Genomic DNA, 26,253 nt, shown 5'->3' with positions numbered 1-26,253 from the left:
GACTATAATCCGTGGGATTATACTCCGTGATAATATAATCCGCAATATGGGAAGATCGGTCTTTTCGTTTGGAGTAAACCGGATGAATGATCGAAACCAAATTTTCAGTAAAAAATTACGTGAAATAAGAACAAGTAAGAAGATTTCTCAAGATAAGTTAGCCGTCGTAACAAAAATTGATAGAAGTTATGTTGGCCGCATCGACAGGGGCGAGGTAAATATCACATTAGACATCCTCTATAAGCTTTCTATTGCACTAGAGTGTGAGCCATCTGATTTTCTACCGACATTAAATCAATTAAAAGATACAGAGGAGAGTTGAATGTGAGGGTATATTACTCAGCAGTATGGTGAAGTTATTATAATTAATCTAAATTTTGATTTACAGCAAACAATGTTGAATTTCAGATAGTTATAAAAGCTAAAAGGTATCATTGAAAAAAGGAGTTTGTTACATTTATATAAAGCTAGAATGATTGAGTTCTGATTTTTTCGATATATCAGAAATTAAATATTGTATTTAAATACACTAAAAGGATTTACATGCCGACATTTGATTTTTACAAACAAGCACAAAGCTATTACGCTCAATCTCCCACTATTATATTAGGTAGTGGAGCCTCAGCAGCGTTTGGAATGTCAGGGATGTGGGGTTTAGCTGAGTATCTCAAACAAAGTATTAATAGAGATGTTTTCGAGGGAGATGATAATACTAAATGGGAGCAGTTTGTTACTTTATTAGACAATCATGTTGATCTGGAAACAGCTTTACACCAAGTTGATATGTCTGGTGGTTTAACAAATCAGATTGTTTCCAATACATGGTTACTGATTAATAATGAAGATTTAGTTGTTTTTAATGCTTCATTACCTGAGCGTAATTATTTCCATTTAGGACGCCTTTTAAGTCATTACTTTAAGAGTACCGCAAGAGCCATTGATATTGTCACTACAAACTATGATCGATTGTGTGAGTATGCATGTGAGCAGGAGGGAGTTCACCATTACACTGGTTTTTCTCACGGGTTTAGGCGTTTGTTAAAAGAGCCTGATTATTTACGATGTGATCGTGTTGTTAATATCTGGAAAGTGCATGGTTCATTAGATTGGTTTAAATCAGAATCAGGTGAGGTGGTGGGTTTTAGTAACTCGGAATCAATCCCAACAAATTTCCAGCCGCAAATTGTAACACCTGGTTCAGAAAAGTACCGAATTACCCACTTAGAACCATTTAGAACTATAATCGCTGAAGCTGATGGCGCGATAGCAAATGCCAATAGTTATTTGGCAGTTGGATTTGGTTTTAATGATCAACATATTCAAGAAAAACTTATCCAAAAGTGTGTGAGAGATAAAGCATCGATCGCTATCATCACTTATCAATTAAGTGATGCCACGAGGATGTTCTTATTTGAAAACGGAGTTGAAAACTATTTAGCAATTGAACGTGGCGACAATGATGATGAATCTATCATCTATTCATCTCAAGTTGATGATCCGATTAAAGTCAGTGCGAATCACTGGTCATTAGAAGGGTATTTAAATTTAATTCTTTAAGGAGCGAAGTATGACTATTTTTAATTATGGTGATGATGACGCACTTGGTAAGGTTGTTTCTGTTGATACAACAACTGTAATTGTTGAAGTAGCAAATGCAGATTTATTAAAACGTCTACAAGTTAATCGATTAGCAGTTCTTCAGAGTAGTAAGCAGGGACAGCATTTGATTGGTTTGATCAGTCAAGTTACGAGAAAAAAAATAGCTGAGCTGTTAGAAGGCAACGACAATAATGAAGTTCATGAGTTGAACCTTTGTAAAGTTGCATTGATAGGGACATTCTTAGATAGAGATGGAGCAGCTGAAAATGTTTTTAGAAGAACTTTAGATAGTGTTCCTGAAATTGATGCTAATTGCTTTGCGTTAGAGGGTATCAAACTTACGGCTTTTATGCGCATATTGTCACGCACTGGTGATGAAGCATCGTCATTAACTTTAGGTAAATACACTCTTGATGAACAAGCTACTGCATATCTGAATGGTAACAAGTTTTTCCAGCGTCATGCATTTATTGGCGGCAGCACAGGTTCCGGTAAATCTTGGACGACAGCTAAGATTATTGAGCAAATGGCAAATTTAGAAACTTCCAATGCTATTGTTTTTGATTTGCATGGAGAGTATGAGCCATTAAACCAATTAGGAATTAAGCATTTCAAGGTAGCTGGCCCTGCTGATATCGATGCTGAAAGGACATTAAACGATGGAGCAATTTACTTACCGTATTGGCTCCTGTCTTATGAAGCCCTAGTTTCTATGTTCGTTGAACGTAGTGACCAAAACGCTCCTAATCAGTCTATGATTATGTCAAGAGAGGTGAATGCTGCAAAGAGGAAGTACCTCACAGGTGGTGAGTTTAATGATGTTTTAGATAACTTTACTGTCGATAGTCCGGTTCCCTTTGACATTCAAGATTTACTTGTAGAATTGAATAATATAAACACTGAACAAGTTCCAGGAGCAAGAGCTGGTTCTACTAAAGCTGGCGAGTTCAATGGGAAATTGAGCAGAATGATCGCTCGTCTTGAAAATAAATTATCGGATAGAAGGCTAGGTTTTTTATTTCAAGGAGGGGCCGATACGCTAAGGTTTGATTGGCTGCAAGAACTAGCTACTGCTCTTTTAGGGAGCACAGAAGAAAATGGTTTAGGAGGTATAAAGATCATAAATTTTTCTGAGGTGCCTTCGGATATACTGCCCCTTATTGTTTCTCTTGTTGCAAGAATGGCTTTCTCTTTGCAACAGTGGACACCTTCACAATTAAGACACCCAATTGCATTAATGTGCGACGAAGCTCACTTGTATATGCCACAAAGAAACGCTTCTGGTGCTTCAGATGATATCTCACTGGACATTTTTGAGAGAATAGCTAAAGAGGGACGAAAGTACGGTGTTAGTTTAGTGGTTATTAGCCAACGTCCTTCGGAAGTTAATAAAACCATGCTTAGCCAGTGCAGTAATTTTGTTTCAATGAGGTTGACCAATTCAGAAGATCAATTAGTGGTCAAGAGACTATTACCTGATAGCTTGGGGGGGTTTAGTGATATATTGCCAACTTTAGATACAGGTGAAGCATTAGTTGTTGGTGATGCGTGTTTGTTACCAAGTCGAATTAGAGTGGATGAACCTCTTAACAAGCCAAATAGTGGTACGGTTGATTTTTGGGATAAGTGGCAGGACGATACTCCAGATAATAGACTTAATACTGCAATCGACAATTGGAGAAAGCAGAACATTCAGTAGTGGTACTGTTATAATTGTTTTAAGAATGATAACTGAATGAAAATTATTATGTTTAACTTGAACTTGCGATAGGATACACATCACACTCCCATCGCAAGTGTTAAGCATCATTTTTTAATTCTGGTACACTTAGTCGTTTTAAATCTTTCTTTAAACTGTGGGTTATTAATATATGTTCGTTGTTGATTTGATTTTTGACTGCTACCAAGATACTTCTTTAGCAGATGCAGAACATGCGATTATTCAACTAGTTAATGCATTTCGATTTAATGGTCAGATTATTGGAGATGAGTTTCCAACAGTTCTGAATGAAGGGTATTTTGTGACTCGTGTTATGTGTCCAGAAAAAGACTCTCTTCATCCTTTGAATCATAGCCCATTTGTTAAGCACAGCCTTAATAAGCTTACAGAAGTTGGACTCCTGCATCCAAAAGTAAAAGTAATTGGGCAAGATATTCACTCTAATGGTTCAGATGAATGTAAAGAGCCAAGCAGCTATATCATTTATACGACTTATGTGCACACATGTAGCCCTATCTATTGCGGTGATGATTTTCTTCCAGTTCCGTTATACAAGTTACCTGCAATCTCAAATGGTGACTATAAGGCATTGATAAAATGGAAAGAGGATTGGCAATCTTGCGATCAAATCCAGATCAACGCAGCTACTAGGTGTGAGTTTGCAGCTATTAAAGAGCTTTCTGATGTTGATAGTGATTTATATAGAAGAGGGCAGTCTTTAAGGAAGCGAATAGCCTATTTAACTAACAAGCCAGTGTATTATTATTTATATCGCGTTGGCGGACAGAATAAAGAATCAGAGCTTGAGCGCAAATGTCCAAGTTGTAATGGTGACTGGCTACAGGATGAAGCGTGGTTTGGACTTTTTGATTTTAAATGTAATACTTGTGGAATAATTTCAAATATTTCGTGGGATCATCAGTAAACGTTTCAGAAATTTATTCTAAGTTTTTTCGTTTGAAAGATATCAACTTTAAAAGAAATTCGTATGAGTTAGCTAACATTGAGACATACTCTACAACATGGAGAAGGTTAGTGTTCGAAAGTATTGCTCATAGTGCATCATCTATTGCAGTTAAAGAAGTTGCAAAAAAGCAGTTGGCTCGTTTTTTGATTCTTAACGTCAAAAATATGAGCTAATTGAGCTAAAAAGTTCAAGAAAAGTTATATAGATTACTGTAATAAAGTTTTGCACATTAAAACAATTGCATCGAAAGATAAGTCTATCTTTGTTGATGATGTATTTGTTCCGATATGTGTCCTAAAAGTGGGTCACAGTGTTTCTTTTGAAATCCCGGATAAGACTACATTATATGAGACTAAAGCTCTTTTGATAAAATGGCTTGCAGGTCAGGGGAAATCTACAATATTGAGAAAACGGCTCTCAAATTATTCAAAGTCACAATCGTTTCCCAATCTTCTATGAGCTAAAAGATAATAAAGGCAGGAGCATAGAAAGCGCAATTGCAAATAATTTAAGCTCAACGGACATTGAACTAAGCGGCAATTCAACTGAAAAATTATTAAATGATAGTATCGTAAAAATATATCTTGATGCTTTTGAAGAAACTATCACTGAGTTTCGATTAGAATTATTGGATGAAATATGGAAACTAATAAACATAGATCAGTTTCATGTTGTGAAATGCGTGAGTTGTCAGCACCTTTTATACGAGCAAAAAATAAAACTCCTTATCTAGAAGTACATCATGTTAAGCCCCCCTGAGTGAAGGTGGGTTAGATACACTAGAGAATATCATAGCATTGTGTCCTAACTGTCATAGAAAGGCACATTTTGGGGTAACAATCGATAAATTCTGTACACTGTTAAAATTTCATAATTAGAGCCTCTTCTTTGACATTAGTCTATGTGTAAATCAATTTTATTAGGGCTAGCAATTAGTTAGAAGCTTTGGTAAAAGTTACTTTTATCAAACTTGGCAAACGCAAACTTAATAAAGATCCATTTGCTCTGTTTAAATAATGTGTGTTATTGGTTGCCCTTTATAGGAATGGAATAATAATGAAACAAGAAGTACGAGACACTTATATTGCTTTATTGAGCAAAGAAATATCTAAGGTCCTTAATGGGAATAATTTTGAACGCTTTGGTTATATTGTTTCGAATCATTATTTTTCAGAATATGAAATGATAAATAAAGGTACTAATGCTGATGGGGCACCCGTTGGATATATAGTAGATAGCGTTTCAGTAATGGCATCTGTTGTAACAGAATACAGTTCTAGCAAAAAATATTTCACCAACTTAGAAAAAATTAAAAACGATACTCGACATGCATTTAGTCATTACAAGAATTCCTTAAATAAATTACTGCTGTTAGGCGGCAGCAATTGTTCACCTAAAATGCAGACTCTTTTGAACAGGAGAGCTGCACGAATTAAGAAGTACCTAAATTTTGAAGTATTAGTGTGGGATTCAAGAATGATAGCTGAATATATTATTGATGAAATGCTATTCGATGAATCTGAAATTGAGCGACTTAGCTACTTTTTACCATATTTAAAGCAAATTCGTAATGAGTCTATATTAAACCTTTCTTTACCTCAAAAATTTGAAAACTATGTATCTAGAGACGGGATTGAAGCTTCATTAATTGAACAGCTATCGAAGAGAGAATCAATAGTAATCTCAGGTCTGGGTGGAATAGGAAAGTCTAGTTTGGCTAACTCGATTGCTCATAAAATTAAAGATGATTATGAAATTGTAATATGGTTGGATGCATCAAATGTCAAGAGATTAGAGGACTTAGGGGCTTGGGATTTATACCGCAATAGTCATACTTTCAACTTACTTGGAATAATTAAAAGCCGTAGATGTTTGTTGATATTGGATAACCTATCAATAAGTTCATCAAATGAAGAGCTTAAAGAGTTATGCGGTAATAATTCTGTGATTATAGCTACACGAAGAGAGGTTTATTTTCCATCTGATTATAACCTCCCATTATTAGATGAAATTTCTACAAAGCAACTACTTGAAAACAATGTTGGCACTTCTTGTCCTGATGATATTTTCACTTACCTTTACAAGTTAATTGGCGGTTATCCGCTTGTGTACTCTCTTATGAATGCAAATTTAATAAGTGGCGAATATGAATGGGAAGATGTCCGACTTGATTGTGATTATATCCATCAATATTCTGATGACAAAAACAAGCTATTAGCTGAACGTCTTCTAGGGCATCTTGGTGAGGCATTTAAAAATGAATTGAGTTTTATTCGGAGTTGTCGGACAAAACATATTGACTCATCTTTTGCAAAGTCTGCAATTAAACCAATTGGAATATCTAAGTTAAAAAGGTCGGCTGCTCTAACTCAAGCCTCTCGTGATGTATTAAAAATACACGATATTGTTTATGAAATTTTAGACCATGTAAGTTTGATTGACTTTGATATTAGAAGTGAGGTCTCAAATTATTTGACAGATGCGAGAGAGAAAGATTGGTCTTGCTTTCTAAAAGTATCATGTAGACATGAGGAATTAATTAGTAATTTATTAAAAGATAATAAAACCGAGATTCTTCAATACTCTCACATTATTTCAAGAAACCCTGTCGATGTAGATAAAAGCTGTCTCCAAAATTTGGATGAACAGTTAGACTCGATAGGTAATGCAGATAAATATCAAAGTGTGAGAGTTTCACTAATTCTTGAAACAATCGAAGTATTATATAGAGTCAAAAGAGATGAAGAAGCAAAAGACTCTTGGGACAAAGCTCAAGCATTTCTGAGAAGGAATCTTTACATTTATGATAATTTGATTGGCCTGAAATTAGTTGATGAAAACCTTAAGATAGTTATTAAGCATCATAAAGCAAAAGCATTACTTTGGATTAAAGATGATGAAAGTAAAAATCAAGCAAAGGAGATCTTCTTTGAACTAAGTGAACAAGAGCCACCTCTTCGAGAAGCGCAACTTCAACTGGCGAGAATACTTATAAAGGAAAAGGATTCAGTTGGCGCAAAAGCATTAATAGAATCGATTTTAGAGTCATCTAAATCGAAAAGTAACAAAGCTTCTATATCCGTTTATTTGGCCGCTTTTGAGCTTACCGCTCGTAAGGAGTTAGTTAAATTTAGGTCTGAATTTAATAACAAATTTCTAGATACTGTTTCTGATTTAATAAAAGAGTCTATGTCATATGGCTATGACCAAGCTTACCGTGCCTTTTCTGTCTTTTCACAGAACTTAGCTTTCCAAAAGCCAAAGGAATTTTTAGATTTATTTAATGCATTATCACTACCCTCAGCAAGAGTTGTGAAAGATAATTATGCGAAAAAATCTATTGCAAATTTATATTTGCAGGCGGGAAAAGTGCATGAGCCTCTTTGTATCGAAAAGGCTAAATCAATGTTTTTCTTGGCGCTCGAATATTACGATGATATCAATAATAAGAACGCTTTTGATAAACGCAGAATTGCAGAAATATATTGTAGAGCTTGTCAGTATGAAAAATCTGAACAAGAAAGTAAGGCTTTACTTAAAGATAATAATAATGAGCCATTTGTTCATTATTGGCTTTCAAAAGCTCAATTTAACTTAGGTAATAATTTAGATTCTAAAACACATATAGAGACTGCAATTAATTTATTAAAACCTAATGAATGCCAATATCTTTCTTCATTTTTAGAACTAAAGAGTGATATTTTAAAAAGAATTGGCGATCCAGGCTACATTGAAATACTAAAGGAAGCTATAGCAGTTTGTGATGATGATAAATATAAAGGTATGCTAAATGCCAAGCTTCCATAACTTGTTTTGATGAATGGGTTGGGTATGTTAAGTAACTCTCATGTGAGAACCTTTTTATCAAACCTCAGAATGTTAGATGAACTGGTTTAGATTGATCTGGCGGGCAGCTAAAGGCTATACGATCAAAAGATGGTCATTTTCTTAGTAAAAAACCATTACATTGAAGGAACAAAATGAGATTAGAACTTACTAAAAAGTGGTATTTTAAGCTTGGACTTAGATACCCTGATATGATGTCATATAGGCAATTAGCGGTAGATTATCTAGTAGGCGTATTAGATGACTACATAAAGTTAGGTTTAGCTGACAGCCATTTTGAAAAATCAATTTTGCTGCAAAGTGGTTATAGCTATGAGCAGCGGCTGTCTGAATTACTTGTTTTTGATTACTTAAGAAACAACGGTTTTACTAGTTTATCAAGCTCGAATAAAGGCCCTGATTTTCGGGCAGAAAAAGATGGACAAGTATATTGGTTTGAAGTAATTACACCTTCACCGTCACCACCAAAGCCCCCAATGCTAGATATGTGGGAACATTTAAATAATAAATCAAGAATGCTTAATCCAAACTCTGATGATAAAAATGCCGAGAGTCAAAGGGCGCTATTAAAAATAACTGGGGCAGTAAAAGAGAAAAACGATAAGTTTAATGGTTACCTAGAAGATGGTTTAGTTAGTGAGACTGATGTATGTGTAATAATTATTAATGACACATTGTTAGCAATGGACGAAGTTCCAATGTATGGCATTACTGCTCAATTAGTCACTGGTCAAAGCGGTTTACCTCTTGTTGTTGAAGCATTACTAGGTCTTGGTCATTGTATATGGAACCCAAAAGAGGAGGGGGCATATGAGTTACTTACAACTAGAAAAAAATCTGTAAATACCGTCACTAGTAGCTCAGTCCAAATAGATTCTTTTGTTTCGGGGGGGTACGAGAAGATTTCCGCTGTTCTAGGGCTTACTTTGAGAGAAGACTATGGGTTTTGTGCTGCTATAAATACTCTAAAAGCGAAAAGAGGTATTCTAGTTAAGAATAGTCGTTCTAAGGTTAGTTTCGACGAAACCAAAATTAATGCGGATGTCATGACTGTTGAAGACGTAGATTATATGTCTACTAAAGGAAATGGGTTGTCACACAGAGTAGTTAATACTGTGCAAGGTCAAAAACTGGGTTTTCTTCGATTGATGCACAATTATTATCCTATGTACAAAGAAAGCAAGTGCTCTTGGTATGATTTCATATAACAAACGGTTCAAAAGTGATTCGCAACACATGACATTTTACTATGGGTTGTGTTTCGTGTTTAAGGTGCTATGCGGCAGCTCTGGCACTATGAATAAAGGCTGGTCTAAAATTATTCTGTTTTATTGTTTTTTGAAATATGAACAACATCGGCTAATTGGTGTGCCGCTCTCATTCTAGCTTGCCTTTCACTTGTCGGAATAGCTTCCCAAAGTGCAGCTAGCATGTTGTTAACTTCAGTAAGGTCTTTTTCAATTACAGTGTCTTTATTGCTAACTTCAGCTAAAAGGCATTTATTTTGTTTTGTCAGAGTTTTGTTTTTCTCTTTGAGAGAATGATTTTTTTCGACTAGTTTAATGTATTCTGGGTGTGAACTTATATCACCGAGGGGGTTTGCCGTAGCAGTAACTATCGCATCGATCTCTCTTTCAATATGCTTATAATATTTTCGAATTAATCCATTTCCTTTTCCGGCTTCAATTTCAACATTTTGTTTATTAAGCTTAACCGTTTTACCTGCTTTTGTTTTTTCAATAAGATCTGGGCTAGTAAGTTTACCATCACGAATATTTTGTATAGCAACACGTAATTTTTGTTCAGTTTGTTTATAGCTTTTATCTCTAGAGTTCATTAGCTTATGCTCCTTGTTACTATTACCATATCCAGAATTTTCTTATTGAATTGGTAAGGTTCATAATCAAAATTTAGGTCTGACATAATTTTTTCTGAAGCTTTAATTTGTGTAAAAAGCCTTGCAGCAGTTCGTGGACTGAGATCATCCAACTCCTCCAATAAAGAAAGGTGTCGCATGGCCTCAAATCTGGTAGATTCAGCAAAAACAACGTCTTCTATATAGTCATATTCACAATCAACACATTCAGTGAGATCAATATTGACTCTCATAGAGCACTGTTTATTTGTGCAATACATGCCAGGAGCGATAGCATGTATATGCTCTTTTTCAGCGCTTAACTGTTTGTACCAAAAGTCAGGGTTCAATAGTGACTTATTTCCACCTTCTTCAAAATAGTTTTTTCCTAACTTTGCAATTTCAAGAGTTTTTTGCTTCCCCTTACCGCCAGCGATACGCTCACGGTTAGCTATTTTATTGAATATACGAGCAAAAATTTTAGCTTTTGATTGTAAGCGCTGATCTTGAATTTCTGAGTAAAACTTTAGAAATGAACTCGCATTCCTTGCATACCACCGAGTCATGTGAAGCGATACATGGCTAAATTGTTGTTTTAAAGCTGGGAATGAACACAACTCAAAGCCGACCAAGTAGTAAGCAAGGCTTCTTCGACACATGTGTGTTGTAATTTGAAATCTCTCTTTAATTTTAAACTGATGTTTTTTTTCTGATTTGTCTAGGTACTCGACGTCTGTTTTATCTAGTTTTAGATTTATTCTTCCAGTGGCATTTAGTGCATTAAAGTTATTGTTTAATAGATAGTCTAATGTTTTTAAATTAAGTGTTTCAGGTACTAATCTGTCTAATGAATAAAATAGCTTTGTACTAGACTTTGCTCTCTTTCTTTGTGGATTCATTAATGCACTTAATACTTTGAAAGATTTGTAACCAACTTCAGTTGTGACATAAACATCATCTTTGGTCTGACTGTTACCAGTGATTTTACTCTGTCTTGTTGTTAGCAAATAAATTTCTTCTTGCTGAAAGGAGTTATAAGCTTTGTATCTTAGTTTTTTTGAAGATTTAGTTAGTGGTTCGTCCTTTGGAGCTTTAGTTTTTTGTGCGCCATGCATATGGTGCATTGAGTGTAGTTCGTTAACTCTCATCCCAGACAAAAATAGACACAGCCAACTAGCTGATATAATTAATTCTTTTCTAAATTCTTTGAATTGAGTAAAGTTAACTGTTTCACCGTTAAGGGTTTGAAATAAAGTTTTCTTCACTCTTTTTGTCGGCATAGTTAATGACACTTGGTTCTTTTTAAATAACTCAATCCACAGTTTATTCTTTTCAAAATCTACTAGCTCGATACCATTTTCTTTCAAATCATGTAAAAAACCCTTTGCTGATTTAGTGGCTTTTTCTCTTTTTGACAGTTTTACAAGCCCATGCCGCAATTTATAGATCCTGTCAGCTTGCTGTTCATCTATAAATTTCTGAAATTTTTCTGCTTGAGTCTTTAAAGTGTGTAATTCAAAGTAGGCTTGTTTAATTAGAGTCGAGTATTGATTTAATATCTCGGTATAAATACGTAGGGGGATAACTGGATATTGTTTTGCTTCTTCAATTGCAACCTTTAAGTCTTTTTGTGAAATAGTGTTATAAAAAGACATATCAAAGTGTAGATGTTGAGCGCTTTTGATCAGGGCATTCAATCCTGACAAGCTATCCTTCTTACTAAATTTGTATCCTAAACTGTTGACTTCAAAAAGAGAGTCTTCTGTAAGTTGCGAAAAACTACTCATATTGTTACTCATAAGAAATGGAATCAGTTTTCTTAGAGAACGAATATGACTCCCGATATTATTGAACGTTACTTTGTCTTTACAGAAGTAGACTTGGGCTAAAGCAAAGCACTTTATCTCATTAATTAAGTTTTCATGTACTTCAGAGTGTATGTGTGTGACATTTCCCGTGTCATTATTAAAAACTAAATTGCTAACTGACTTTGCTTGGAGTTTAGAATCAAGAAACTTCCATGTGTTTTCTTTGAAAAAAATTGTTATGTTTTGATCTTGATAAACAATTAGCTCCTTTAATTTTTTCCAGTTTCCTTCAGCCAGTGCTGGTAAAATTGTCTTGTAAATATATGTAGTATCAAAAGTAGTAATATGCTCATAATTTCTGACATTTTTGGGGCTATTAGAAGTGATATTATCGATCATACTTTGTAGCTCCTATCGCAAAGTTCAGAATCAAGTGCTCGTCAGAAAATAATGGGTAAATTCCATTTTTTAGTCTCTTGTCTAAAGCTTTGTTAAATGTGTTTGACGGTATTTGCTCTAAGAGAAGCTCAAAGCGTTCTATTTTCATTAAAACGCGACTGTTAACGGTTGGTAGAAGCGATAAGCTGCTTCTTAAAGCTTCGATAAAGCTGATTAGCTTATAAATAGAGTGTGGATCATCAACAAGCTTTGCTGAACTACAGAAGATGCACAAGTCTAGCTGGTAGCAAGTGATGTCTTCATTCTCATGTATAATTGAGTTATTTAACGCAAATTTTCTCGCAGCGTAATGATAGTCTTTTTCCCCTTCAATTTCTGGTTTGCCATTACAATGAATCCCATTCGGGTTTGTTGGTGTTTTTAATTCTTTATATTCATCGTAAGCTAACACTTCAATTTTATTTGTGACTTTTACTCTTTGTTTAGACTCTTCTAATGAGTTACCTTTTGCAATATTTTCAATTGTTTGTATGCCTTGGGAGACCATTTTCTTATTTTGAATGGGGTGCCCGTTGATATAGCTTTTTTCAAGCGTTGCTTTTTCATTTTGAAGTATTGATCGAGCTGAACGACCTCGATCTGCCTCACTATACTCTTGATCGCTTGTTGTTAACCTGAGCTTTGATGATGATAAAACTAAGAAGAAGTTGCCTGAGCTGACCCCAAGTCTAGTGACAAGGTTTGGACTGATTATCGACTCGATACTTTGCCATTGATAAGTTTTATCACGCTTGCCGAGAGGAAGTAAAAAAGCAGGCTTATTTTTTCTTTTTGGGTTAGTTTGCTGATACTGAGACGGCAGCCTATTATAGGTTTGCGCGTAGCTTTCTAAGCTTAATAAAAACTTCTTAAACTTTCTTTCAGTTATGAAAGAGCCTGCTTTACCATCTAAATAACTGAAAGAAACATTAATTTTATCAGGGTTATCTTCATTTGCCAGGATTGTCAGAGGCATAATAATGTTGCGAAGCGGTAAATTAGTCATACAAGACAAAGCTGCAAAAGCAAGTTCGATGCTTCTACGTTTAATGCTATTAGCGTGAAGTTCTCTTTGTATTTTGCTGATAATCAGTGAGTTTTTCCCACTTGTTTTAGTAACGATTTCAGTGCATACAGAGTGGTTCTGCACTTGTTTAAACCTGTGAATAAAGTGTTCCGCAAGATAACTTCTTTGATCAGAAAGCAAGCATAAGTTTTGAGAAATTACATTGCTAGCGTATGAGATGTGAAGGGGGACCTCTTCTCCATTAGAGTTAATACTAAAAAACACTTTTCCGTATTCGGAACTTGAATAGAGCTTAGAAACTTCTTCTAATTTATTTATAAAATCCATCCCACTCTCAATAGCGAATTTGTCACTTTTATGAATCGGTGTTTTAATGAATCCAGCTTCATTATCTGGCTCTTCGCCTAAAGTGCCTTTTAACTCAGGGTGAGTTGTAGCAGATGGATCTTCTCTAAAGAGCGCTTCTATAGATTTATACGATCTTCCTTTGTATGCTTTGATCCAGCAGTTACTTGAAGTCTTATCTCTGTAGTTTTCAACGAAAACGGGGTGGTGCAATTCTAATACTGGCGTCTTGTTAAACGCTGTGAAATAGCAAAAGAGTAGATATCCCGCTGTCATGCATTGATGCAATGGGGAACATGGCCCAAATCTCCCTTTGTTTTGTCCAACAGTCACATAAACCTTTTGATTATTTTGTTTATCGACAACAACTTTTAATTGTTCAGGTGGAAGTTCATTACCTGACTTGTGGTAGTGAATTAATTGGGTCGCTAGCGAACCGAAGTAAAAGCTTAAACGGCGTATCATCACTGATAACTCATTATGAGTATATGCTGTTGTGCCAGACTGATTTTTTAATTTAAACACTGTTAATGAGCTTTGAAGCGGTAATATATTAAAATTCAAAGCAACTAAGATTTGATCAATTACGCTCTTGTAACTCGCAGCAGTACGTTCTTTTAAGCCGATTTCCTCATCGTTTTTATACTCAAAGTAATCCTTTTTTCTTGACTCATATAGTGCTACAAGTCTCCATAACTCTCCTCCACTGCCAAGGTATGATAGGTAACCAACTTCAGAAAACGGTGAAATATTTAAATTATCGCAATAACAAATGTACGGACGAAAAACTACATAAAACTGGTAAATTGAATCATCAGAGTATTCATCTTTTCTTTTTCTTTGTAAAAATTTATAAAATAACTTTACTTCAGCTTGTCTATTGTAGGTAGGATATCCAAGCTTTTGATTACATTTATAGTAATTTAACTCTCTGATATTTAATTTTTTTTCACTTTGGCTTTTTAACGTTAAAGAGAATGGCAAATCTCTTTTTGTTCCTAAACTCTCTATTTTATTTTTTGTATCATCGTGAACTGTTTCAAGTTCAATATCACAAATTGGACTTTTAGCCATAGCTCACCTCTGCACATTTCTTATAAAGGAGTTTTTGTTAGCTGAGAAGTCTTTCCAATTCTGCTCATCTTGCATATAGTCCACATATTTTTGAGTGTCAGTCGTGCTTTGATGACCCATAATTTCAGCCAGTTCATCAATTAATATTTCAAATAAAGTTCCTGTTTTGGTGTGTTGCTCGAATAGCCAGTTTGTTGCAAAGGTTGCTCGCATATCATGAGTTGTGTAGTACCAGTCTATGTTTTCTATACGTATTTTATTTCTGATCGTTTCGAAATGTTTTTGAAGTGTGTTCGTAGAGTAGGGTAGGCCATCTAGTGGTTTTACAAATAAACAATTGTGTCTGAACTGTGCTTTTTTAATAGCATCAGCACGCTCTACTGAAAACAGATACGCACGCAATTTACACATTAAATCTTCACTGATAACGATGGTGCGCTCTTTATCATTTTTAGTTAGGCAGCCGTTCAAGTTTTCACTAATTGTGACTTTATAGTTGTCGCTGTGCTTGTGATTTTTGACGACTCCAGAAGCCGGAAAAGTCACAAACTCTTCAAGTCTCAAGCCTGTCTCTGTTGCAAGTTCAAGCATTAAATTTTTAATATTTTCTTCGTCAAAATAGCCGCTTATAGCTGTTTGAATATATTTGTAAAAAATCTGTTTATATTCTTCAAGCATTGGTTTGAGTGTGTGAGAAGAAGACGGAGATTGAACTTTACCGAACGGTGCTGTTAGCCCTGTTGTTTTAATAACAATGGTTCTTTTCTTTGTATTAAGGGTAGCGAGTATATCTGCTCGACTGCTTTGTTCAGTTTTTATAAATTTTATTTCAAACTCGAAAGGCTTAAATGATTCAGAAAGTTCTAAAACTTTTAGATGATTCAACTTAACATAAAACTTAACTATCTTAAGTAGGTAGGTAGCGCATGTACTTGCACTAAGGCTACCTTGGGTTTCATTGACCTTCAGTTCAGGGTTGTAGCTCTCTTTTTTAACATTTTTTAGTAGAAAATCTCTGAACTGATAAACAACTCCTTTTTCTATTTCTGCATTGCAATCGTAAATTGTTTTTCGAGATTTGTATAACCATCTGTAAAACATTAATAATGCCTGGATATGTGTCATTAGGGTGCTTTTATCTTTGTGAAGAGTGACTAATGAACGCATATACAAAAGAACAGGGAATACTAAATTACCTCTTGGGCAGCATAGGTAAGGGGCGCGGATCAAAGAGGGTTTTTGTCGTTGCTTAATTTTACACTCAAATATTTCACCTGTTGTTTGATCTATTGTTTGAAAGTCAATGTGCTGGCTACCCTGGATGAATTCGATTTTCGGATTTATCTCAGTAGTGAGCCAAACGTAACAATAGTCACCGTTTGCATAGCTTGGCGATATAAGTCGTTTATTTCTAGACATGTCTCAATCCCTCTTTATGAATGTTGTCCATCAAGCTTCACTTTTTGATATATAACCTTGTGTGTGATGCATTAGAGTGCCCCATGCAGTGACCCAGGTGTGTTCGCAAATATTCATGCTTAGACTCGAAATATTGTCTTGTAGTATTTTGGCGTGAGCGATATGTATCATCTTTACAATTTTTGACGTCTAGCATGTCAAAATGCGTTTGAAACAACTTGATGGCTTGATAGAGCTTGCGGGAAATAGGAATGTAAAGCTGATTGTTATCAGAACTAAATTTAGACTTACAAGCTAGCACTTGAATAGTTTTATTATCATATCTCATGCGTTTGATTTGCACGCTACCCAAGTTCTGGCAGTTATGCCCTGTCTCGAAAATAATCGCCATTGTTAGACGCGCTGATGCTTCTTTGAGAGACATATCTGTAGAGATAATATGTCGATGAAATATTTCTTTAATTAGTTTATCCATTTTTTTAACCTTATATTTTTGCGGCTATAAAAATAGATAGAGGTTAATGAGTTGGTTGTCAATAAATTCTTTTTTATCAGTTGCTTAGGTGTTTTTCTTTGATGTGGGGTGTAATTTTCTTAGTTTAATTTATAGCTGCTTTTTGCTATTTATCAAATTTGAATGTGTAGAACACACTTTTAAAATGTTTTAGGCATTTTAAAAAGCTTTTAAAGAAGTCTTTTAACACACTGAAAGTTATAACATTAAAATGGTTAATCAGATTTAGTTTTATATTTTAAAAATTCATTGCATTCACTACTCTGAAGAGGAGGACTCCTTCAATAAATAGGTAAAATCTCAGTAGAAGCTAACAATGAAAAAACTTAAAAAGAAAACCATATTACAATTCACTAATTATGTTATGTTCTCGGATGTTGAAGAGTAAGTACCTAATTTTATTTAATATCTTACTGACTGTTTCATATATATTGTGAGTGCTAACAGGTCAAAGTTTCTCTAGATCCATTACGTACATAATTTGAAGAAAAATATTTTTATCAAAGTAGCTTTTGGGTTGGAAAGGTTAATTATTTAGACCCTTAGCTTCTTTTAACTCGCCAACGAATTCAACTTTCAATTGCAACAAACGCGTTATTTCAAGAGCACTTTAATTAGTCTTTTATTTAGCTGTATACGTAATTCAGTATCTAAGCATCAAAATAACATTACGTGTTAATCATATTTTGAAACCGCTTTAAGATTTGTTTACTACTTTTATGCAACTAATCGCATAATTGATGATAATCATATGAAAATTGAATAAGTTAAGGCACAATCAATGTATACAAAAGTAAGTCGGCAGGGAGCAGGGCGTCTTTTATCTTAAACCATGCTCTATTTGCTAAAAAAATTGTAATTTATCGTTTTATAACGGCATGTAAATTATCATTTTTTAGCCATTATCTTATTCTCCTGCCAACACTCGCATTAATACTCTGTGCTCACCAGCACTGGTAAATAGGGTTTGTTATGAAAAATGAAGAACAAAACTTCTTAAACGAATTAGAGAAAAAGCTTTGGACGGCAGCTGATAAGCTTCGTTCTACACTCGATGCAGCACAATACAAACATACTGTATTGGGTTTAGTTTTCCTTAAATATGTGTCTGATGCGTTTGACATTCGCCGTGAAGAATTAAAAAAGCAATTTGCCGATGGGGATAATGAATACTTCATTGACCCGACTGACTTTGACGCTGGTACTGAAGACCCAGAGTATATTGAAGAATTAAACGCAGAGCTTGAAGTCCGTGACTTCTACACTGAGAAAAATGTGTTCTGGGTGCCTAAAGAAGCGCGTTGGTCATATTTACAAGACAATAATAAGGTTGTGATCGGCGGTGAGCTTGAAACCGAAACGGGTAAAAAACTGCGTAGTGTTGGTCAGCTGATTGATAACGCCCTTGAAGCGATTGAAAAAGACAATAGCAAACTAAAAGGTGTGCTAAACAAACAATACACCACACTAAAAATTGACCAAAGCAAACTCGCAGAGCTTATCGACCTTATAGCCACAGTCCCGTTTAACCATGCCACCATGAACTCTAAAGATATTCTTGGGCATGTATACGAATATTTCTTGGGGCAATTTGCGTTAGCAGAGGGTAAAAAAGGCGGTCAATATTACACGCCTAAATCTATTGTAAGTTTGATTGTTGAAATGCTAGAGCCGTTCAAAGGTCGTGTTTACGACCCAGCAATGGGTAGTGGTGGTTTCTTTGTACAATCAGAAAAGTTCATCAGCGAGCATGGTGGTAAAATTGGTGACGTATCTATATACGGTCAAGAATACAACCACACTACTTGGCAGTTAGCCGCTATGAACATGGTCATCCGTGGTATCGACTTTGACTTTGGTAAAGAGCCTGCCAGTACCTATACCCATAACCAGCACCCAGATTTACGTGCCGATTACATCATGGCTAACCCGCCTTTTAACATGAAGGAATGGGATGCAGGGGTAAACGATGATGATCCACGTTGGCAATATGGCACACCACCGAGTGGTAATGCCAACTTTGCATGGCTTCAACATATGCTGTATCACCTAGCACCAAACGGCTCATTAGGCTTATTACTTGCTAATGGCTCTATGTCATCAAATACCAACAATGAAGGCGCAATTCGTAAAGCCCTTATCGAAAACGATTTAGTCGAATGTATGGTGGCGTTACCAGGGCAGCTATTCACCAATACCCAAATCCCTGCCTGTATTTGGTTTTTAACCAAGAATAAAGGCCAGCGTACCACCGACTATGGCCGTAAGCTTCGTAACCGCAAAGGTGAAGTGCTGTTTATCGACGCGCGTAACTTAGGTTATATGAAAGACCGTGTACTTCGAGATTTTAAACCAGAAGACATCAAACAAATAACAGATGCCTTCCATAATTGGCAAACAGGCGAAAACTATGACGATGAGGCTGGTTACTGTAAATCTGTAGAGCTGGCTGAAATCGAAAAGCATGATTTTGTACTCACACCAGGTCGTTATGTGGGTGCAGCAGAACAAGAAGACGATGGTGAACCCTTTGCTGACAAAATGGCTCGACTGACATCTCAACTTAAAACCCAATTTGAGCAAAGCGCAGAGCTAGAAAAGCAGATTAAGGAGAATTTGAAGGGGTTAGGTTATGAGTGCTGATTGGAAAGAGTATAAGTTAACTGACTTGTATGAAATCAGTTCTGGCCTTTCAAAGCCTGCTTCAGCTTTTGGTTCAGGTTTCCCATTTTTGAGTTTCAAAGAAGTTTTTAATAACTACTTTTTGCCAGATGAACTAGATCAACTAGTTGAATCTTCTGAAAAAGAAAGACAGAAAGGAACTATTAAACGTGGTGATGTATTTCTAACTCGCACAAGTGAAACCATGCATGAATTAGGCATGAGCAGTGTTGCACTTAAAGACTATAAGGAAGCTACTTTTAATGGTTTTAGCAAAAAATTGAGACCAAAGCCTGAAACTGCAAGTCTTCTCCATCCAGAGTTCATTGGCTACAGCCTAAGAAGTCCGTCATTCAGAACTTCAATGCTCGCATTTTCTACGATGTCAACGAGAGCTAGTCTAAATAATGAAATGATTGGGCGATTAACTATAACGTTACCTGATATCAATGATCAAATCAGAATAGCTAGAATACTAAAGTCATTAGATGATAAAGCCGCAATTAATAAAGAAATCAACCAAACCCTAGAACAAATTGCACAAGCGATTTTCAAAAGCTGGTTTGTTGATTTTGAACCTGTTAAAGCCAAAATTGCAGCTCGCGAAGCTATAATTGCAGAGTATCAAGAACAATCAGGCAAAGCCCCATCTCCACAGGAAGTAGCAGAAGTGGAAACGCAAGCTGCCATTGTCGCCATCGCAGGTGCTGGCGATATTATCCCAACCGAACAACTCCATACCCTAGCAGACCTATTCCCTAACCAATTTGTTGAAAGTGAGTTGGGTGAAATTCCTGAGGGGTGGGAAGCTTCAAATATCGGTTCGCATTTTGACGTAACTATGGGTCAATCACCAAAGGGTGATACATATAATGAAAATGGAGAAGGCATAGTTTTCTTCCAAGGAAGGCGTGATTTTGGTTTTAGATTTCCTTCACCTAGAATCTATACAACTGACCCTAAAAGGTTTGCTGATGCTGGAGACACTTTAATCAGCGTCAGGGCACCTGTAGGCGATAAAAATATGGCTTCAGTGCGCTGCTGTTTAGGGCGTGGTGTTGCAGCTATTAGTCATAAACTAAAAAAAGTAAGCTTTACTTATGCCTTTATTAGTAACATTGAAGACAAACTCGGCGATTCAGGCTCAGATGGCACAGTTTTTAGTTCTATTAATAAAACTGAATTAAATAATGTTCCCTTTATAGTCCCATCACATGAGCTAATTGATCAATTTGAAAGGCTTGTATCCCCTATGGATAATCAGGTTGAAGTGAACTCTAACCAAATTACAGGGTTAGAGAACTTGCGCGATACCTTATTACCAAAACTTCTCTCTGGTGAAGTCAATTTGAAAGATAAGGAAGTAATTAATGCCTGATATAGTTCAATGGAATGATATTCAAGAAAATTACAATCAAGGTAGCTTGTTATTAGGTAATGGAGCAAGCATTGCGGTTGATGGTTGCTTTAATTATAATTCCTTGTATGAGGAAGCTGTTAGTAGGGGATATGTCACACCACGTGTTCAAGCAGTATTTGAAAAATTTGCAGTGACAGATTTTGAGCTTGTTCTCAGGCGTTTATGGCAAGCTAAGCTTGTTAACGAAGCACTTGAACTTCCTCGCGGTGAGGTGGAAATTGCCTATGAATGTGTTCGGAATGCTCTAATACAAACAGTTCGTGCTACCCATGTCACATATGATAATGCGAGAAATCATTTAGAACCCATCTATCAATTTCTGAAACCATTTGAAACAGTAATATCACTAAATTATGATTTAATAGTTTACTGGGCATCACAATATGGCAATAGGTCTTTAGGTCGTTGGTTTAAAGACTGTTTTCAACCTAATACTTTTCGAAATGATTGGGAAACATTGAGAGAGCCATATGGCGCAGACGGAACCACATTATATTTTTATCCTCATGGCAACTTGGTCTTGCATCGTTATGGTTTTTCTGGTGAACGTAAAATATCAACTGGCGGACAAGATGACAGTTTATTAGAAGCAATTCTTAGAAAATGGCAGGAAGAAAATTTAGCTCCTGCATTTGTATGTGAAGGTACTTTGGAAAATAAACTAGAAGCCATCTCTAGTTGCAGTTATTTTGAGCGTGTATTTTATGAAGTTCTTCCATCTCTTTCTGAAACCTTAGTCATATATGGGTGGGGTTTTGGTGATCAAGACGAGCATATTATCAAGCAACTCAAGAAGTCTAATGTACGTAAAGTGGCCGTTTCCATTTATGGTAATGACCAAGTGTTAATCGGCCAAGTTGAACGGAAACTTGCTGCATTAGGGCTTGAAGAGCTAAGGTTTTTTAATTCATCGAGTTCTGGTTGTTGGAATAACCTTCCGCAAGAAGATGAGTTGCCAGGTGAAAAGTTTTTATTGAACGGCGAGCGTGTAGCTGCCATCCATCGAGTGGAAGGCTAACGTTTTTCAGAGGGATAAATGATTATGGACAGCTTATTAGTTAACCTTCGTAAATACCGACCTCGTGATAATACAGATCCGCTTGAGAACTTTGTCACAGAAGCCTTTGCTTGGTTGCTTAGAAGCAGCGAAGAAGTAAGGAAAGTGATATTTACTAGAATTAATCAGGCTCTGCAATCACCTTGTGATTTAACTCAAGACGAATGTGTTGTTTCAACCCAAGAGAACTTTAACGGTAAATTTCCTGATTTGGTGGTGAGTTGGCCTAGTTGTACTTGGGTGTTTGAGCACAAGGTGTGGTCACATTTACATAGTAATCAACTAAAGAGTTATCGAGATTATATAGAGACACATAGTAATGACTATCGCTTAATTTTAATTACGACTAAAACTTATCAGCACGCTCAGAACCCCGACGCCGCATTATGTTGGGAAGACATTTATCACTGTTTACACAAGCTTGAACAAAATACCAACGACGAACAGTTAAGCTGGGCACTCAATGATTTTTTAACCTTACTAAAAACTGAAGGGTTAGGGCCGAACACACCAATCAATCGTTTTGCAATGAGTCATTACCTTGAAGCGATTAAGTTTGATAGCCAAGTAGATTCGGTTTTTAAACAAGCTGAACAGTTACAATGGCCGCTTTTAAACCTTGATATTAAACCTTTATTCAAACGGCAAAAAACAGAAAGTCGTGTCGGGTTGGAGTTTAGCCCAGAGTTTGGTGAGCACGGCAGGCGTTGGTTACCGAGTATTTTTTGTGGTGTTTTGCTCGATGGTGGTGATCACGGCGTAACTGAGTTTATCAATGACGAACTTAACTTATGTTTTGTTTTCGACTTTAACAAGTTAGGGCAGACTTATATTAGTGGTTCAGATACCTATCAAGATTTTAAATTAGACTTGTCAGAACTGGTTAAAGAGAAGTTTTGCCAATGGCTGTTTATTGATACCGCTTTAGAGCCAAAGGCCAAATATAATCGCTGGCATCCCATTGTTCTTCTTACGCCTATGTTACCTATTTTTAAGGATACGCATACGCATCAAGAGCAAGTTGATGTAGTACATACGCTATTTTCTGAAATACAGACACAGCTACTTTCGCTTAACTCGTTTAGAAATCTTGTAATCGAGTTAGCTTTGCTTAAGGAAAAGATATGATAACGGAAGACCAATTAGAACAAATCACTATAGATTGGTTTAAAGAAACAGGTTATCACTATGCCAATGGCTACGATATTGCACCTGACTCTGATATACCAGAGCGTGAAGACTTTCGACAAGTCATTTTAAAAGCGAGGCTTTTAAGTCAGCTTGAAGTGATTAACCCGCACATTCCGCTCGATGCGTTAGAGCAAGCAATAGCTGTAGTCGCTCACCCCGAAACGCCAATTTTAATAAAGAATAACAAACAGTTTCATCAATATCTGTTAGAGGGTATTAAGGTTGAATACAAAGAAAATGGGGAAGACAAAGCAGATTATGTACGCCTAATCGATTTTAATGATGTTTCTAAGAATCAGTTCTTGGTGGTGAATCAATTTACAATTACAGGTACAAAAGGCAGCCGCCGCCCAGATATTGTTGTTTTCATAAATGGGTTACCCCTTGCTGTTTTAGAGCTTAAAAACCCCGCGGATAATAGTGCTGATATTTGGCACGCATTCAATCAATTAGAAACGTATAAAAACGAAGTTTCTGATTTATTTATATTCAATGAAGCGCTAGTTATCAGCGATGGCGTTGAAGCACGAGTTGGTTCACTGACAGCGAGTAAAGAGCGTTTTTTACCTTGGCGTACCGTTGACAATGAAAACGATAAACCAATTTTAGAATTTCGATTGGAGACATTAGTACGTGGATTTTTCAAACCTGAGTTGTTTTTAGATTACATTCGTCATTTTATTCTCTTTGAGGAATCAGGTGGTGCTTTGATCAAAAAGATTGCGGGCTATCATCAATTTCATGCAGTGAGAGCTGCGGTAGAAGCTACCGTTATGGCAACAATGCAGCCAAGCGAATTGGCAATGGTTGCAGAAGCTAATGCTGACTATGCCTCTAAAGTGACGCCAGGATCTGGTAAAGCTGGGGTGGTTTGGCACACGCAAGGGTCGGGCAAGTCTATCTCAATGGTTTGTTATGCGGGTAAGTTAATGGCGCAGCCACAAATGAATAACCCCACCATAGTTGTTGTAACTGACCGAAATGATTTAGATGGTCAGCTCTATAATACCTTCGGTATGGCCGCAGGCACGTTAAAGCAAACTCCAGTGCAAGCTGAAGACAGAGACTCACTGCGTGAGATTTTAAGTGCAAAGCAATCTGGCGGTATGATTTTTACAACTGTTCAGAAGTTTGCCTTATTAAAAGATGAAACAGCGCACCCTGTACTCAGTGAACGTAGCAATATTGTTGTAGTGAGTGATGAAGCTCATCGCAGTCAATACGGTGATAAGGCTCGCCTTGTTGATATAAAAGATGAAAATGGCTTGGTAATTGGCAATAAATATGTGTACGGCTATTCAAAATATATGCGAGATGCTATGCCAAATGCCTCTTTTATTGGTTTTACGGGTACGCCAATTTCAGCAGAAGACAAAGACACACGCTCTGTGTTTGGTGACTATGTATCGATTTATGATATTCAGGATGCCGTTGAAGATGGGGCAACTGTGCCTATTTACTACGAGTCACGCCTTGCCAAGCTTGATATTCGTCAAGATGAAATAGAGCTTCTAAATGAAGAAGTCGATGAAGTCATAGAAGATGAAGAAGATGTAGCTGCTCGTGAAAGCACAAAGTCAAAGTGGGCTGCACTTGAAAAGCTGGTCGGTGCCGAGCCGAGAATAGCAAAAGTCACTACTGACTTAATACAACATTTTGAAACTCGTACATCTAACTTTCCTGGTAAGGCTATGATTGTGTGTATGAGCCGAGACATTTGTGTTCATATATACAATGCTTTAGTTGCTTTAAAACCAGAGTGGCATGACGATGATCCTGCTAAAGGCGCCATTAAAGTTGTTATGACAGGATCTGCGTCTGATAAAGCATTATTACAACCTCATATTCATAATAAAGAAACAAAGAAACTTTTCGAGAAACGCTATAAGGATGTAACCGATCCGCTTGAAATAGTAATAGTGCGCGATATGTGGTTAACCGGATTTGATGCGCCAAACTGCCACACCATGTATGTTGATAAGCCAATGAAAGGGCATAATTTAATGCAGGCTATCGCCCGTGTTAACCGTGTGTTCAAAGATAAGCCAGGTGGTTTAGTTGTAGATTATATTGGTATTGCTAACGAACTGAAAAGTGCACTTAAAACTTATACAGAATCCAAAGGCAGAGGTCAGCCTACTCATGACAACCATGAAGCATTTTCTATTCTTGTAGAAAAAGTAGAAGTTATTCGTGCACTATTTGATGGTTTTGATTACTCAAGCTTTGAAGATAACGCATTAAAATTGCTACCTGGTGCGATGAATCATATTTTGAGCTTACCAAACCCAGGAAGTGGCAAGCTTGACGGTAAAAAGCGGTTCTTTGATGTGATGGCTGCTTTAACAAAAGCTTATACGCTGTGTAGTACATTGGATGAAACATCTGAGTATAAGAAGGAAATAGCGTTTTATAGTGCGGTTAAGGCGAGTCTTAGTAAGTATACAGGAACAGACAAGCGAAGAACTGACGAAGAAAAACATTCAGCAATGAAGCAGATTATTGATAATGCGATAGTTGCAGACGGGGTTGTTGATGTTTTTGAGCAAGCTGGTTTAGATAAGCCAAATGTTGGCTTACTTTCTGATGAGTTCTTAGACGACGTTCGCAATATGAAAGAACGTAACCTTGCCGTTGAGTTGCTTGAAAAGCTGCTTAAGGATGAAGTTAAAGCACGCATGAAAAATGATGTTGTGTCTGAAAAAGCTTACTCAGATCGCATATTAGAAACACTCAGGAAATACCATAACCGTGCCATTGAAACAGCTCAAGTAATCGAAGAGCTAATAAAAATGGCTAAGGATATGGAAGAAGATCTTGCTGAAGCTGAAAAGCTAGGCATGAATGCTGATGAGATTGCGTTTTATCGTGCACTAATCCAAAATGAAGCCGCAGTAAGGGAATTGGGAGACAATAATCTTAGAGAACTCGCCAAAGAGATAACCACGAAGCTTCGTAAATCGACCACAGTTGATTGGCAAAAACGAGATAGTGTTCGAGCCAGACTTAGAAACTTGGTAAGAAGGGCACTTAGACGTTTCAAGTACCCACCTGATCGTTCAGATGAAGCAATCGAGTTATGTTTGAAGCAAGCTGAAGTTTTAAGCGAAAGTTGGACTACCGCAGCATGATTCAACATAATTATGTTAAGCAACTTTTACTTAAGTAGGTAGAATCCTGCTTAATATTAAAGGGTTTTTATCTTACCCATATAAAAACCATTTAATTTACAGCTAGTTGCAAACCCTGATTTAGAAAAGTTATAAATCGGTATAACGATGCAGATAACATAAGCTTGATAATTTGTAGAGA

General features: G+C 36.3%; 17 protein-coding genes. 12 read left to right on the top strand and 5 right to left on the bottom strand.

The window, feature by feature from the left end:
* Positions 1–82: 82 nt before the first annotated feature.
* From ACFI4Z_RS01810 to ACFI4Z_RS01780, 7 genes are all read left to right on the top strand, one after another.
* A complete protein-coding gene (locus ACFI4Z_RS01810) occupies positions 83–322 on the top strand; it encodes a helix-turn-helix domain-containing protein (protein ID WP_462669082.1) in 240 nt (79 codons plus the stop codon).
* A gap of 221 nt (positions 323–543) precedes the next feature.
* Positions 544–1,557: an SIR2 family protein gene (locus ACFI4Z_RS01805; RefSeq protein ID WP_462669081.1), complete on the top strand. Its 1,014-nt coding sequence runs from the start codon at positions 544–546 to the stop codon at positions 1,555–1,557.
* A gap of 10 nt (positions 1,558–1,567) precedes the next feature.
* Positions 1,568–3,298, top strand: coding sequence for an ATP-binding protein (locus ACFI4Z_RS01800; RefSeq protein ID WP_462669080.1), 1,731 nt, complete (start codon positions 1,568–1,570; stop codon positions 3,296–3,298).
* 172 nt (positions 3,299–3,470) lie between these two features.
* Positions 3,471–4,244, top strand: a complete 774-nt coding sequence (locus tag ACFI4Z_RS01795; protein WP_462669079.1) for a Zn-ribbon-containing protein — start codon at positions 3,471–3,473, stop codon at positions 4,242–4,244.
* Positions 4,245–5,041: 797 nt separating this feature from the next.
* Positions 5,042–5,164, top strand: coding sequence for an HNH endonuclease (locus tag ACFI4Z_RS01790; protein WP_462669357.1), 123 nt, complete (start codon positions 5,042–5,044; stop codon positions 5,162–5,164).
* 178 nt (positions 5,165–5,342) lie between these two features.
* The gene (locus ACFI4Z_RS01785) at positions 5,343–8,093 is read left to right on the top strand and encodes a hypothetical protein (RefSeq protein ID WP_462669078.1); all 2,751 of its coding nucleotides are present in this window, start codon (positions 5,343–5,345) and stop codon (positions 8,091–8,093) included.
* A 173-nt stretch (positions 8,094–8,266) separates the two neighbouring features.
* Complete coding sequence (locus tag ACFI4Z_RS01780) at positions 8,267–9,340, top strand: hypothetical protein (protein ID WP_462669077.1); 1,074 nt, start codon at positions 8,267–8,269, stop codon at positions 9,338–9,340.
* 110 nt (positions 9,341–9,450) lie between these two features.
* On the opposite strand, the gene ACFI4Z_RS01775 is transcribed toward ACFI4Z_RS01780, so the two are convergent.
* The 5 genes from ACFI4Z_RS01775 to ACFI4Z_RS01755 are packed head-to-tail and all read right to left on the bottom strand — an operon-like array spanning position 9,451 to position 16,573.
* Positions 9,451–9,969 carry a hypothetical protein gene (locus ACFI4Z_RS01775; RefSeq protein WP_462669076.1) on the bottom strand — a complete coding sequence of 173 codons (519 nt, stop codon included), beginning with the start codon at positions 9,967–9,969 and terminating at the stop codon, positions 9,451–9,453.
* Positions 9,969–12,194, bottom strand: coding sequence for an integrase (locus tag ACFI4Z_RS01770; protein WP_462669075.1), 2,226 nt, complete (start codon positions 12,192–12,194; stop codon positions 9,969–9,971). The genes ACFI4Z_RS01775 and ACFI4Z_RS01770 overlap by 1 nt, the downstream gene beginning before the upstream one ends.
* The gene (locus ACFI4Z_RS01765) at positions 12,184–14,679 is read right to left on the bottom strand and encodes a hypothetical protein (protein WP_462669074.1); all 2,496 of its coding nucleotides are present in this window, start codon (positions 14,677–14,679) and stop codon (positions 12,184–12,186) included. Before ACFI4Z_RS01765 ends, ACFI4Z_RS01770 begins: the two co-directional genes overlap by 11 nt.
* Before the next feature lie 3 nt (positions 14,680–14,682).
* Positions 14,683–16,098, bottom strand: coding sequence for a site-specific integrase (locus tag ACFI4Z_RS01760; RefSeq protein WP_462669073.1), 1,416 nt, complete (start codon positions 16,096–16,098; stop codon positions 14,683–14,685).
* A gap of 37 nt (positions 16,099–16,135) precedes the next feature.
* Positions 16,136–16,573, bottom strand: a complete 438-nt coding sequence (locus ACFI4Z_RS01755) for a hypothetical protein (RefSeq protein WP_462669072.1) — start codon at positions 16,571–16,573, stop codon at positions 16,136–16,138.
* Positions 16,574–17,584: 1,011 nt separating this feature from the next.
* Between ACFI4Z_RS01755 and ACFI4Z_RS01750 the strand changes: the two genes are divergently transcribed.
* The 5 genes from ACFI4Z_RS01750 to ACFI4Z_RS01730 are packed head-to-tail and all read left to right on the top strand — an operon-like array spanning position 17,585 to position 26,072.
* Positions 17,585–19,255, top strand: coding sequence for a class I SAM-dependent DNA methyltransferase (locus tag ACFI4Z_RS01750; protein WP_462669071.1), 1,671 nt, complete (start codon positions 17,585–17,587; stop codon positions 19,253–19,255).
* Positions 19,245–20,651: a restriction endonuclease subunit S gene (locus ACFI4Z_RS01745; RefSeq protein WP_462669070.1), complete on the top strand. Its 1,407-nt coding sequence runs from the start codon at positions 19,245–19,247 to the stop codon at positions 20,649–20,651. Before ACFI4Z_RS01750 ends, ACFI4Z_RS01745 begins: the two co-directional genes overlap by 11 nt.
* Positions 20,644–21,711, top strand: a complete 1,068-nt coding sequence (locus tag ACFI4Z_RS01740; RefSeq protein WP_462669069.1) for a DUF4917 family protein — start codon at positions 20,644–20,646, stop codon at positions 21,709–21,711. Before ACFI4Z_RS01745 ends, ACFI4Z_RS01740 begins: the two co-directional genes overlap by 8 nt.
* Before the next feature lie 24 nt (positions 21,712–21,735).
* Complete coding sequence (locus ACFI4Z_RS01735) at positions 21,736–22,878, top strand: hypothetical protein (RefSeq protein WP_462669068.1); 1,143 nt, start codon at positions 21,736–21,738, stop codon at positions 22,876–22,878.
* A complete protein-coding gene (locus tag ACFI4Z_RS01730; RefSeq protein ID WP_462669067.1) occupies positions 22,875–26,072 on the top strand; it encodes a type I restriction endonuclease subunit R in 3,198 nt (1,065 codons plus the stop codon). The genes ACFI4Z_RS01735 and ACFI4Z_RS01730 overlap by 4 nt, the downstream gene beginning before the upstream one ends.
* The last annotated feature ends 181 nt before the right edge of the window (positions 26,073–26,253 follow it).

This window comes from Pseudoalteromonas sp. RWi3, from assembly GCF_054960735.1.
This window is presented reverse-complemented; position numbering and strand designations above follow the sequence as displayed.